11 protein-coding genes are annotated in these 12,083 nt (G+C 51.7%); 4 read left to right on the top strand and 7 right to left on the bottom strand.

Annotated elements, in window-relative coordinates; all coding sequences use genetic code 11:
- From rbfA to pnp, 4 genes are all read left to right on the top strand, one after another.
- Window positions 1-399 carry a 30S ribosome-binding factor RbfA gene (rbfA, locus tag EYZ66_RS02990; protein ID WP_009576204.1) on the top strand — a complete coding sequence of 133 codons (399 nt, stop codon included), beginning with the start codon at window positions 1-3 and terminating at the stop codon, window positions 397-399.
- A 3-nt stretch (window positions 400-402) separates the two neighbouring features.
- Window positions 403-1,320 carry a tRNA pseudouridine(55) synthase TruB gene (gene truB, locus EYZ66_RS02995; RefSeq protein ID WP_160195587.1) on the top strand — a complete coding sequence of 306 codons (918 nt, stop codon included), beginning with the start codon at window positions 403-405 and terminating at the stop codon, window positions 1,318-1,320.
- Window positions 1,321-1,408: 88 nt separating this feature from the next.
- Window positions 1,409-1,678, top strand: a complete 270-nt coding sequence (rpsO, locus tag EYZ66_RS03000) for a 30S ribosomal protein S15 (protein ID WP_009576201.1) — start codon at window positions 1,409-1,411, stop codon at window positions 1,676-1,678.
- 60 nt (window positions 1,679-1,738) lie between these two features.
- Window positions 1,739-3,979 carry a polyribonucleotide nucleotidyltransferase gene (gene pnp / locus EYZ66_RS03005; RefSeq protein WP_160195588.1) on the top strand — a complete coding sequence of 747 codons (2,241 nt, stop codon included), beginning with the start codon at window positions 1,739-1,741 and terminating at the stop codon, window positions 3,977-3,979.
- Between the two features lie 52 nt (window positions 3,980-4,031).
- Here pnp and acs read toward each other — a convergent pair whose 3' ends face one another.
- The 7 genes from acs to EYZ66_RS03040 all read right to left on the bottom strand — a co-directional run bounded on the left by acs (window position 4,032) and on the right by EYZ66_RS03040 (window position 12,060).
- On the bottom strand, window positions 4,032-5,966 hold the full coding sequence (gene acs, locus EYZ66_RS03010; RefSeq protein WP_009576199.1) for an acetate--CoA ligase: 1,935 nt from the start codon (window positions 5,964-5,966) through the stop codon (window positions 4,032-4,034).
- 102 nt (window positions 5,967-6,068) lie between these two features.
- A complete protein-coding gene (gene panC / locus EYZ66_RS03015) occupies window positions 6,069-6,923 on the bottom strand; it encodes a pantoate--beta-alanine ligase (protein ID WP_009576198.1) in 855 nt (284 codons plus the stop codon).
- Between the two features lie 127 nt (window positions 6,924-7,050).
- A complete protein-coding gene (gene panB / locus EYZ66_RS03020; RefSeq protein WP_009576197.1) occupies window positions 7,051-7,842 on the bottom strand; it encodes a 3-methyl-2-oxobutanoate hydroxymethyltransferase in 792 nt (263 codons plus the stop codon).
- A 5-nt stretch (window positions 7,843-7,847) separates the two neighbouring features.
- Window positions 7,848-8,522, bottom strand: coding sequence for a deoxynucleoside kinase (locus EYZ66_RS03025; protein WP_009576196.1), 675 nt, complete (start codon window positions 8,520-8,522; stop codon window positions 7,848-7,850).
- A complete protein-coding gene (folK, locus tag EYZ66_RS03030) occupies window positions 8,519-9,043 on the bottom strand; it encodes a 2-amino-4-hydroxy-6-hydroxymethyldihydropteridine diphosphokinase (RefSeq protein ID WP_009576195.1) in 525 nt (174 codons plus the stop codon). Before folK ends, EYZ66_RS03025 begins: the two co-directional genes overlap by 4 nt.
- Window positions 9,040-10,314, bottom strand: a complete 1,275-nt coding sequence (gene pcnB, locus EYZ66_RS03035) for a polynucleotide adenylyltransferase PcnB (RefSeq protein WP_009576194.1) — start codon at window positions 10,312-10,314, stop codon at window positions 9,040-9,042. The genes folK and pcnB overlap by 4 nt, the downstream gene beginning before the upstream one ends.
- A 312-nt stretch (window positions 10,315-10,626) precedes the next feature.
- Window positions 10,627-12,060, bottom strand: coding sequence for a sigma-54-dependent transcriptional regulator (locus EYZ66_RS03040; protein WP_009576193.1), 1,434 nt, complete (start codon window positions 12,058-12,060; stop codon window positions 10,627-10,629).
- Window positions 12,061-12,083: the final 23 nt, after the last annotated feature.

Raw genomic sequence — 12,083 nt, forward strand, 5'->3', positions numbered from 1 at the left:
ATGGCAAAAGAGTACAGTCGAACAGAACGGGTTGGCGATATGCTCCAGCGAGAGCTCGCCAGCCTAATTCAAACCGAGATGCGTGATCCGCGTGTGGCAATGGTGAATATCACGGGCGCTCAGGTGAGCCGTGACCTGAGTCATGCGCGCGTGTTTTTTACAGTGCTCGATGCCGATACTGCCGAGAGCGCAAAACCAACCACCGAGGTGTTGAACAAAGCGTCAGGCTTTTTGCGTGCGCAAATAGCAAAAGACTCTACTATGCGTACTGTGCCCAGTTTGCGCTTCGTCTTTGACGAAAGTGTTGGTCGTGGTCGCCACCTAGAAGGCTTAATTCGCCGCGCTAAAGAGGCGGATCAAGCTATGTTGGGTGCTAATAGCGAGCCTGGCGAGGAGTAAGGCTTGGCCCGTCGTAAACGTGGGCGTCGCATAGACGGCATTCTCATTCTAGATAAACCTCAAGGATACAGCTCTAACGGCGCTCTGCAGCAGTGCCGTCGAGCGCTTGATGCCCAAAAAGCCGGTCATACAGGTGCGTTAGACCCGCTCGCGACGGGTGTCTTACCTGTTTGTTTCGGTGAGGCTACCAAGTTCAGTCAGTATTTACTGGACGCAGAAAAGGCCTATCTTGCGACGATCTGCTTTGGCGAGACCCGTACCACCGGTGATGCCGAGGGTGAGGTGGTTGAAACCTCCAGTGCGTCTCATTTAACGGCAGAATCGGTAGAACAGGCAATGCAGGGTTTTAAGGGTGCTATTAAGCAAGTGCCACCAATGTACTCTGCGCTGAAAAAAGACGGTCAGCCTTTATACAAATTAGCACGTCAAGGTATTGAGATAGAGCGCGAAGCTCGCGATGTGGTAATCGAAGCCTTTGATATGCTCGATTTTATACCCGGCGAACGAGCGTTCTGTCAGGTGTTTGTGCGCTGCAGTAAGGGGACCTATATTCGGTCATTGGCAGAAGATTTAGGCGCCTCGCTTGGTGTGGGCGGACATTTGACCGCATTGCGTCGAACCGAGGCTGGTCCCTTTGACTTGAGCGATGCTATGACGCTAGAGCAGGTGCAATCCGCTGGGCAAGACTTGGTCACAAGGCTTTTACCCATAGATGCGGGATTGCAGTATTTGACGCGCCTGACTTTGGGAGAGCAAGAAATCGAAAAACTCCTGCAAGGACAGCGAGTATGCGTGCTAAATGACGCAAATTCTGGTATTGTGCGCGTCGCACGTGCGTCCGGCGAATTTGTCGGGCTCGCAAAGGCGTCAGAGGACGGCGAGATCGCGCCTCTGAGAATGATCGCTACCCACGAGGGCTAGCGGGAACCTATCTGTAAATCTGCGCGGGTAGGCTCTTTTTTAAATGGCGGGCATTCCGCTTGGGCAGATTGTAAAAAGGAAGATGAAAATGGCATTAAGTGCAGAACAAAAAGCAGCGATTGTTAAAGATTATCAAACAAGCGAAGGTGACACCGGTTCTCCTGAAGTACAAGTGGCCTTGTTAACTGCAAATATCCAGCAGTTACAATCACACTTCAAAGAGCACAATCACGACCACCATTCGCGTCGCGGTTTGATTCGTATGGTGAATCAGCGCCGTAATTTGTTGGACTACTTAAAGCGTAAAGATACGACGCGCTATAGCACATTGATTAAGCGACTCGGGCTGCGTCGTTAAACCGAGTAAGTTACCGGGGCATAAGGCCCCGGTTTCTTTTAGAAAGATTGGAGAAATTGAGTGAATCCTATTGTAAAAACCTTCCAGTATGGCGGCCAAACGGTCACCCTGGAAACTGGCCGAATTGCCCGCCAGGCAACCGGCGCAGTACTCGTTACTGTTGAAAACACGACTGTTCTTGTCACTGTCGTAGCGGCAAAAAGTCAAAAACCTGGCCAAGATTTTTTCCCTTTGTCTGTCCACTACCAAGAAAAATCCTACGCAGTTGGCAAAATTCCAGGCGGTTTCTTCAAGCGTGAAGGCCGTCCAAGTGAAAAAGAAACCCTTACCTCGCGTTTGATCGATCGTCCTATCCGACCGCTGTTCGCAGATGGTTTCATGAACGAAGTCCAAGTGATGTGTACTGTCATGGCGGCGGATGATCATATTGACCCTGATATTCCTGCGATGATTGGTACTTCGGCAGCGCTAGCGATTTCAGGTGTGCCTTTTAATGGTCCTATCGGTGCGGCTCGAGTTGGTTTCAACGCCCAAGAAGGCTACTTACTAAACCCAGATTACAACGCACTTAAAGGCAGTGACCTGGACATGGTAGTTGCTGGTACCAAAGACGCGGTGTTGATGGTTGAGTCGGAAGCGAAAGAGTTAACCGAAGACCAAATGTTGGGTGCGGTATTGTTCGCCCACCAAGAAATGCAAACCGTTATTGCTGCCATTAACGAATTGGTGGCCGAAGCTGGCAAGCCTAAGTGGGACTGGCAGGCTCCTGCCGTTAATGAGGCGTTGCTTGAAGCAGTTCGTGCGCAAGCTGGTGCAGATTTGGGTGCGGCCTACCGCATCACCGAAAAAGCTGAGCGTTATGCTCGCGTTGACGAAATTCGTACAGCCTGTGTTGAAGCGCTAGCTGTCGAAGACGGTCCAAGTGCAGACGACGTTAAGGATGTGTTCAAAAGCGTCGAGAAAGCTTTGGTACGCCAGCGCATCTTGGCGGGCGAGCCGCGCATTGATGGCCGTGACGGTAAGACGGTTCGTCAAATTGCCTGTTCAGTCGATTTGTTACCCCGTGTACATGGCTCGGCTCTGTTCACTCGTGGCGAAACGCAAGCCATTGGTGCGGTGACGTTAGGCTCTACCCGCGATGCGCAAATTATCGACGCATTAGAGGGCGAGCGTAAAGATGCGTTTATGCTGCACTACAACTTCCCTCCTTACTCGGTGGGTGAAGCAGGTCGTGTTGGCGCAACGGGTCGTCGTGAAATTGGCCACGGTCGTTTGGCTCGTCGCGGCTTAGCTGCTGTGTTGCCAAACCAAGACGAATTTCCATATACCATTCGTGTCGTCTCCGAAATTACCGAATCGAACGGTTCGTCTTCGATGGCATCGGTATGCGTTGGTTCGCTTGCGATGATGGCCGCTGGCGTACCTCTGAAGGCACCTGTTGCTGGTATTGCCATGGGTCTGGTGAAAGAAGGTAATCAGTTTGCCGTGTTGACCGATATCTTGGGTGACGAAGACCACTTGGGTGACATGGACTTTAAGGTCGCTGGTACTGCTGCGGGTGTCACTGCACTGCAAATGGACATCAAGATCGAAGGCATTAACGAGCAGATTATGGAAATCGCGCTCGAGCAAGCCTTGCATGCACGTTTGCACATCTTAGGTCAGATGAACTCTGTGATCAGCACTGCTCGCGAAGTGACTTCTGCTGATGCGCCAAGCATGGTCACTTTGAAAGTCGATTCCGATAAAATCCGTGACATCATTGGTAAAGGTGGTGTAACCATCCGCGCTATTACCGAAGAATCGGGTGCAACGGTTGATATCGATGACGACGGTACCGTTAAGATTTTTGGTCAGAACCAAGCCGCTCGCGATCGCGCGGTTGAAATGGTGATGGAAATCACGGCGGAAGCCGAGGTTGGCCAGGTGTACGAAGGTACGGTTGCACGCATCGTTGATTTCGGTGCTTTTGTCACCATCCTGCCGGGTAAAGATGGTTTGGTCCACATTTCGCAAATCGCGAATCAGCGCGTTGAAAAGGTCACCGACTTCTTGGAAGAGGGTCAGACTGTACGTGTGAAAGTGCTGGATGTTGATCAACGAGGCCGCATCAAGCTGTCGATCAAAGAGTTGCTAGAAGACGAAGCGGAAACCGCGGAAGAAGAAGCAAGCGAAGCGTCCGCTGAGGTTGTTGAAGCAAGCACTGCAGAAGAGACTGTTGCAGCGGACTCGACTGAGGAATCACCTGCAGAGGTTGACGAAACGCCTGCGACTGACGAATCAGAAGAGCCCAAAGCCTAAAAAAATACCGACCCTAGGGTCGGTATTCAATAACTCCAAAACGCCCGCGAGCTTAGGTTTGCGGGCGTTCTTGTATCAGGTTCTCGACCACACTAGGGTCTGCTAATGTGCTGGTGTCACCCAGAGAGTCGAGCTCGTTCTCGGCAATCTTGCGTAAAATACGGCGCATAATTTTGCCTGAGCGTGTTTTGGGTAGTGCTGGCGCCCACTGAATGATATCGGGCTTAGCAATCGGACCAATTTCGGCGACACACAGATCAATAAGCTCTTTAAAGAGCGCATCGCTTTTTTCTACACCCGCCATTGGTGTGACATAGGCATAGATACCCTGGCCTTTAATATCGTGCGGGAAGCCGACGACAGCGGCCTCGGCAATGCCTTCATGCAGCACTAGTGCGCTTTCGACTTCGGCAGTACCCATGCGATGCCCCGAAACATTCAGTACATCGTCAACGCGGCCGGTGATCCAATAGTAGCCATCGGCATCGCGCATTGCGCCGTCACCGGTAAAGTAATAACCCTTATAGGTGCTAAAGTAGGTGTCGATAAGACGCTGATGGTCACCATAAACACTGCGAATTTGGCTCGGCCAAGAGCGCTTAACTACGAGGTAGCCGGCGCCTTCGCCTTCGATTTCAGAGCCGTCTTCATTCAGCAGCGCTAGCTCCACGCCAAAAAACGGGAATGACGCGGAGCCCGGCTTTAAGGCATGTGCGCCAGGGAGCGGCGTAATCATATGTGCCCCAGTTTCCGTCTGCCACCAGGTATCAACAATCGGGCAGCGACTGTCCCCAACGACTTTGTAATACCATTCCCAAGCCTCGGGATTGATGGGTTCACCTACGGTGCCTAGCAAACGTAGGCTGGCACGAGAGGTGCGCTTAACCGGTTCATCGCCTTGCACGTGGAGGGCGCGAATTGCAGTCGGTGCGGTGTAGAAAATAGAGACCTTGTGCTTGTCAATGACCTCCCAGCAACGGCTGGCATCGGGGTAGGTCGGAACACCCTCGAACATTAGCGAGGTGGCGCCGTTCGCTAAAGGACCATACACAATATAACTGTGACCAGTGACCCAGCCGACATCGGCGGTGCACCAGAATACTTCGCCGTCGCGATAGTCAAACACGTATTTAAAGGTTGCGGCCGCTTGCAGTAAATAGCCGGCACTGGTGTGCAACACGCCTTTGGGTTTGCCGGTAGAACCTGAGGTATACAAAATAAACAAAGGGTCTTCCGCTGCGACACTGACGGGGGCGCAATCAATGGATTGGCTCGCTACGAACTCCTCGTACCATACGTCGCGGCCCTCACTCCAATCAACGTCACTGCCGGTGCGTTTTACGACCAGACAAGTGTGAACGTTGGGGCAGGCTGCTAGTGCCTTGTCGACGTTGGCTTTTAGCGGGACACGTTTTCCGCCGCGCAATCCCTCGTCCGCGGTAATAACGGTTTGGCAATCTGAGTCGAGAATGCGGTCTTTCAGGGCTTCGGGCGAAAAGCCGCCAAAGACCACGGAGTGCACTGCGCCAATACGAGCGCAAGCAAGCATGGCGTAAGCGGCTTGAGGGATCATAGGCATATAAATACACACTCGATCGCCTTTGGTGACCCCCCGAGCGATCAACGCATTTGCGAGTTGCGATACTTCGTCTTTAAGTTCGGCGTAGGTGATGTGCTGACTTTCGCTAGGATCGTCGCCTTCCCACAAAAGCGCAGTCTGGTTAGCGCGCTCGGGAAGATGACGGTCGATGCAGTTAACGCTGATATTTAATGAGGCACCACTAAACCACTCGGCTTCGCCTTTCGGGAAATCATAGCGACACACAGTGTTCCATGAGGTATCCCAGCTCAGAAATTCCTGTGCCAAATTGCCGAAGAAGATCTCTGGTTCGTCGATTGACTGGCGGTACATTTGCTCGTAGCGCTCGGGAGTAATATGAGCGTCTTTGAATGACTCGGGAACGGGGTAGACATGATGTTCAGACATACTGCGATCTCGTCGTTTTAATTAGAGACCTCAGATAATACCGAGTGTGACGCGCGGCGCAAGCAGACTAAGGTCGAATGTCTGTGTTTGATGTGCGAGGTCTTATTTTGGCGGAGCGAGACGCGTGTTGTCGATTAATCGGGTAGCCCCTAACCGTGCGGCTGCCAGAATCGCGATCTCTTTCGTCTGCTCGGTCACTTCGGCCAGTGTGCTTGAGTCTCGAATGGCGAAGTAGTCAGGTTTAAATCCTGCGGCTTCTAGGCGTTTGTTGGCGCTCGCTTCAAGATCCGCAAAGTCAGTGCTGCCAGATAGAATGGCCTCTTTGCAGGCTTGTATGGTCTTGTTCAGTTCAGGCGCTATCGGGCGCTCTTCGGCAGTCAGGTAGCCATTGCGCGAGCTTAAAGCTAGACCATCGGCGGCTCGGCCCGTCGGGACGCCGATAATGTCTATTGGCATGCACAGATCATCCACCATTTTGCGGATGATCGATAGCTGCTGAAAATCTTTTTCGCCGAATACCGCAATGTCGGGCTGCACCATGTTAAAGAGTTTGGTAACGACCGTAGTGACGCCATCAAAGTGCCCGGGCCTGCTGGCGCCACACAGAGTTTCGGATAGCTGTGGCACGCTAACCTGTGTCTGGGTCGTCATGCCTCTTGGATACATCTCGGCGACACTGGGCACAAAAACAATATCGTTACCTTGAGCCTCGAGCTGCTTTGAGTCTGCATAGAGTGTTCTCGGATAGTTGTCCAGATCTTCGCCAGCGCCAAATTGAAGAGGATTCACAAAGATACTGGTCACAACAAAATCACTGAGCTCTTTTGCCTTAGCCACCAAACTCAAGTGACCCTGGTGCAAATTACCCATCGTTGGTACAAAGCCTATTTTTCGCCCAGCCAAGCGTTGCTGTTTGATGGTGTTTTGCAGTGCTTTGATTGAGGTCAGTGTTTGCATTATCGACACCTTGAGATGCTTTGCGGGGCATTTTGAGGACGCAGAGTATGCCGCAGCCTAAGGCATGAAACAATGGATTGAGACAAGAAAATGACGCGAGGCAGTGTGTGACTGCCTCGCCTATTAGCTAGTGGTAACAGTGCTCTTCACGGGGGAAATCACCGCTTTTAACAGCATCGACGAAGGCTTTGAGCGCACCTTGTACTGTGCTTTGCCCTTCCATGAAGTTGGCCACAAATTTGGCAGGGCGCGGATTCAGACCCAGTAAGTCGTGCATGACTAAGACTTGCGCGTCGGTGCCCGGACCTGCCCCAATACCTATAACAGGAATATCCAACTTATTGGTAATATCGGTGGCTAGTTCTTCGGGCACGCACTCCAGTACCAGTAAGCCCGCGCCCGCATCTTGAATTTCAACCGCGTCGGCCAAAATAGATTTGGCTTCTTTGGGCGTGCGCCCTTGTACGCGGTACCCGCCAAAGGCGTTAACGTACTGTGGCGTCAAACCAAGGTGGGCGCATACCGGAATACCCCGCTCAACCAGCTGGCTGATGCTATCACTTAGCCAGGTTCCCCCCTCGAGCTTCACCATTTGTGCCCCCGCTTGCATCAGCTTGGCGGCGTTTTTTAAAGTATCTTTTGGGGTGGCATAAGACATGAAAGGCATGTCTGCAATGATGAGTGAGTTGGGCTCTCCTCGCGCTACGCACTCGGTGTGGTAAGCCATGGCCTCGATGGTAACGGGTACGGTACTGTCGTGGCCTTGTAATACATTACCCAAAGAGTCACCGACCAGTATGCTCTCGGCACCGGCTTCGCTGACTAGGCGAGCAAAAGTTGCATCGTAGGCGGTGATGCAGACAAATTTATCGCCGTCCGTCTTCATCTGGTCCAATTTGCTGATGGTAAATTTAGCCATATGCTCTACCCAAAAAATGTTGGATTAAAGTAATGCCGCCCGCTGCGGATATCAAGGAAGTAGTTTACCAAATTGTGGTAGTCCGCGTCGGACGAAGCCAAGTCGATATCACTCGCATTAACGATTAGCAAGGGAGAGTCATCGTAGTATAAGAAAAACTCGCTGTAGGCTTGGTTTAGTTTGTTCAGATAGTCGGCGCTGATGCGTCGTTCAGAACTAATACCGCGACGCTCGATACGGCTCAATAGCACATCTGTCGGTGCTTGCAGATAGATCACGAGATCGGGTCGCGGGACATCTACCGTCATTTGTTGGTAGACCTTGTCGTACAGCTCGTACTCTTCGCTGTTTAGGGTCAGCCGGGCAAAGAGTGGATCTTTTTGTAACATGAAGTCCGCAACGTGCAGCGGCGCAAAAATATCGCTTTGACGCAGAGCTTGAATGGCCTGTGTTCGCTGAAATAAAAAGGATAACTGCGTCGCCAGAGCATGTTGGCGCATATCTTCGTAAAACTTTGTTAAAAAAGGGTTCGCAGTGGGGTCTTCAAGGATTGTTTGATACTGGAAGGTCTGTGCTAACCGCCGTGCTAGCGTGGTTTTACCCACTCCAATAACACCTTCAATGGCAATAAAAGGCGGCAGTGATCGGCCTCGCAACAGAGAAGATAATTCGTCTGTCATATCTTATTTGACTCCACGATGTCTGCGCCGTTCCATTGATGGTGGGTTAATTGAATGTGCTGCGTGTGTTGCAAGGCAGCCCACTCGTACAGCGTCTTATCATTAATGCTGATCGTATCTGCTTCGGGTAACTCTAACAATGGTGCAAGAACAAATAAACGCTCGGTCAGACGGGGATGGGGTACCTGTAGACTCTTGGTATCACTGGCTTCATGGGGTGAATACAGCAGGTCAATATCCAGTGTTCGAGGCCCCCAGCGTTCGTTGCGAACCCGCTGGTTGCTGTGCTCTATCGCTTGGCAGTCATTCAGGAGTTGTTCTAGTGTCCCCGAATAACTCACCAGTGCGGCCTGGTTGAAATAATCGTCCTGGTCTGGTCCGCCTACAGGTTTAGTTCGATAGATGCTAGAGACCGCGATGAGCGATGCATTGCTCAGATTTTGCAGCGCTTGGAGGCCTGCTTCTAAATATTGTACCGGCCGGCCTAGATTGCTGCCCAAGCCTAAATAGACCAAGATCATGGATTTGGACGACGCCTTGGTCTTGGACGGCGGCGCTTTCTTGGCTCATCTTGATGCTGTTGTTGCCGATGCGACTCGAGTTCTGGGTGCTCAACTTGAAACTGTGTCCACCAGTCAACAACGGCCCCCACATCTTGGCCAGCTTGCGCTCTCAGACTCAGAAAATCGTAGGCTGCCCGGAAACGTTTTTGTTGCGCGAACTCTAGGGGCTTGCGGTGTCTACGCCGGTCCATACGCATCTGTAAGTCCCAAATTTCCCGCATCATCGTCGTAAATCGTTTGGGTATGGCGATACGTTCGATGGCACGTAAAATAACGTCTTGTCCCACGCTTTGCATCGCTGGAATCGGGGCTTCACCGCGTGCGAGAGCTAGGTCGAGCCCTTGTTCTACTGCCGGCCATAAAATAGCCGCTAATAAAAAGGCGGGTGTTACCGGTTGGCCTGCATTGATGCGTTGATCGGTATTGCCCATGGCGGCAAAAAGCATTGGGCGGTAGCAGACCTTTGCATCGATGTATTGTGCGGAGTCGGGAAACAGCTCTTGCCACACCGGAGTCTGCAGCAGAATCTCGCTAAACGGTTTGGCGTGCCCTGCCATGAAACCTTTTAAAAATTCGTCGAACAGACGTGCTGCGGGTATCTGCGCCAATAAAGGTGCGCAGTCATTCAGTGCCTGGTTGGTAGCAGAGTCAATGTCGAACCCCAATTTTGCCTGAAAACGCAGGACTCGCAGCATGCGAACTGGATCTTCTCGGTAGCGTGTTTCAGGATCGCCAATAATCTTTAAGCGTCGTGCAGCGATGTCCCGAAGGCCTTCGGTATAGTCAATGACTGTGTCTTCTACTGGGTCGTAATACAAGGCATTAACGGTCAGGTCTCGGCGGATCGCATCTTGCTCTAGGGTGCCAAATACATTGTCTCGCAGAAGCACGCCGCTACGACCTTGCTTCGCTGTATTTTTGTTATCAGACTCGCTGTGGTGCCCGCGAAACGTTGTGACTTCGATGATGTCCCGCCCCATGCGAACGTGCACAATTTGAAAACGGCGTCCAACGATTCTCGATCCGCGGAACAGCGCGTGAACCTGCTCGGGGGTTGCGTTAGTGGCTACGTCGAAGTCTTTGGGGGTTTTGCCCAGCAACATGTCGCGAATGGCGCCGCCTACGACATAGGCCTCATAGCCCTTGTCGTTCAGGCGCAGGGCAACGCTGACCGCAGAATGGTGGAGCTTGTTGATATCGAAATTACGATCAATGATGGTCGGCATCATGAGGGCACGACACTAAACGTATTGAGGTTACAGTTGGGGAATAAAAAAATACGCGGGGAAGCAAGCTTCCCCATCCAGGTCCACAGTGTCGCTATTATTATTATTGAGGCTTTATTTATTGTTCTTTTTAAGCCACTTGTAGAGTTGCACCAGTTGTGCCAAACTTCTAAAAAACGATTTATATCAATCACTTAGTAAATTTCCTTTGGTTTGGCAAGGCGGTCGATTCCGAAAGTTGTTACCTTATGTGTCGTTTTTATTGCAGGCGTGGTGTCGATGGGTAACGTTTCCTTAAGGTGGGTGTAATTTACCCTAGTCCTTTTGCGAACTAACACGCTTATCACTACTCGCTTTTGCTCGAGGTATACCAAAACGCTGACGACGTTCCCATAAGCATTTACGGCTTACACCGAGTTTTTGCGCGAGCTCGGTCTCGCTCATCGTGTCTTGGTGCTCAAGTACAAAGCGCTGAAAGTAATCCTCAAGTGATAAGTCTTCCGGTGGATCTTGTGCGATAGCTCGTATCGACGTTTTGTTACTCGACCCAGAGGATGTTGAACTGCTGCGCAAGCGGCTGACATTGACAAGCTCTAAGTCAATGCCTAGCAAATCGTTGTCGATTTCTTCACCCTCTGCCAGCACGACGGAGCGCTCGATAGCATGTTCTAGCTCGCGCACGTTACCGGGCCACTGATAGGTCGTGATGGCCTGAATGGCTTTAGGTGATAATGATTTTATGGGTTTGCCCAGCTTTTCACAGTAGTGCTGCAGCATATGTTCGGCCAAATGCAGAATATCTTTGCCACGATCACGCAAGGGCGGCAGCATGACACGCAAGACGTTAATACGGTAGAACAAATCCTGGCGGAACTTGCCCTCGCGGGATAGGCGCTCTAGGTTTCGGTGAGTCGCACAGATGAGGCGTACATCAACTTTGCGTGACTGAACAGCGCCAATCCGTCGGATTTCGCCTTCTTGAATAAAACGTAATAGGCGCGCTTGTGCTTCCATGGGGAGCTCGCCAATCTCGTCCAGAAATAGTGTTCCGCCATCGGCGGCTTCGATGAGTCCAACGCGATTTGCATTTGCGCCCGTGAAAGCGCCCTTGTCATAGCCGAAAAGTTCGGATTCGATCAGGGTCTCGGGAATCGCTGCGCAGTTAACAGAAATCATGGGTTGGGCGGCACGATGGCTTTGTTCGTGTATGCTGCGGGCCACCATTTCCTTGCCGGTACCGGTTTCCCCCAGAATGAGCACGGTTGAGGTGGTCGGAGCCATCTTAGCGATATCGTCGCACAAATTTTGCATCGCTTCGCAATCGCCAATAAAGCCGTCCATACGCGTCGTCGTCTGCCCCAACTGTTGAGGGCTTTTTTTGTGCTTGGTGTTTGCCTCAGCATTGTCTTTTAGGATGCGTTCAACCGCGTTGATCATATCGCCGTGGTCAAAGGGCTTGGCGATATAGTCAACCGCGCCCATGCGCATTGAATCCACTGCGGATTTCAGGCTGGCGTAACTGGTCATGATAAGCACAGGTACAGCGCCGGCTTTTTTGATCAGCGTTGTGCCTGCCGCGCCCGGTAGGCGTAGATCGCTAATGATAAGGTCAAAGCTTTGCAGGTCGAAGCTGGTTTCGGCCTCTTGCACCGAGCCTGCTTCACTGACGTCGTAATCGTTGCGCTCTAACAATCGCTTAAGCGCTGAACGGATAACTGATTCATCTTCGACGATCAGTAATTTAGTCATAAACCTGCCTCAGTAAATGCGTT

The sequence above is a fragment of the Aequoribacter fuscus genome (assembly GCF_009910365.1).
Lineage (GTDB): Bacteria > Pseudomonadota > Gammaproteobacteria > Pseudomonadales > Halieaceae > Aequoribacter > Aequoribacter fuscus.

Bases quoted from the DNA above. Each gene is read 5' to 3' on its own strand.
- rbfA (WP_009576204.1), top strand. From the start codon at position 1: ATGGCAAAAGAGTACAGTCGAACAGAACGGGTTGGCGATATGCTCCAG.
- rpsO (WP_009576201.1), top strand. From the start codon at position 1,409: ATGGCATTAAGTGCAGAACAAAAAGCAGCGATTGTTAAAGATTATCAA.
- acs (WP_009576199.1), bottom strand. From the start codon at position 5,966: ATGTCTGAACATCATGTCTACCCCGTTCCCGAGTCATTCAAAGACGCT.
- panC (WP_009576198.1), bottom strand. From the start codon at position 6,923: ATGCAAACACTGACCTCAATCAAAGCACTGCAAAACACCATCAAACAG.
- panB (WP_009576197.1), bottom strand. From the start codon at position 7,842: ATGGCTAAATTTACCATCAGCAAATTGGACCAGATGAAGACGGACGGC.
- EYZ66_RS03025 (WP_009576196.1), bottom strand. From the start codon at position 8,522: ATGACAGACGAATTATCTTCTCTGTTGCGAGGCCGATCACTGCCGCCT.
- folK (WP_009576195.1), bottom strand. From the start codon at position 9,043: ATGATCTTGGTCTATTTAGGCTTGGGCAGCAATCTAGGCCGGCCGGTA.
- pcnB (WP_009576194.1), bottom strand. From the start codon at position 10,314: ATGATGCCGACCATCATTGATCGTAATTTCGATATCAACAAGCTCCAC.
- EYZ66_RS03040 (WP_009576193.1), bottom strand. From the start codon at position 12,060: ATGACTAAATTACTGATCGTCGAAGATGAATCAGTTATCCGTTCAGCG.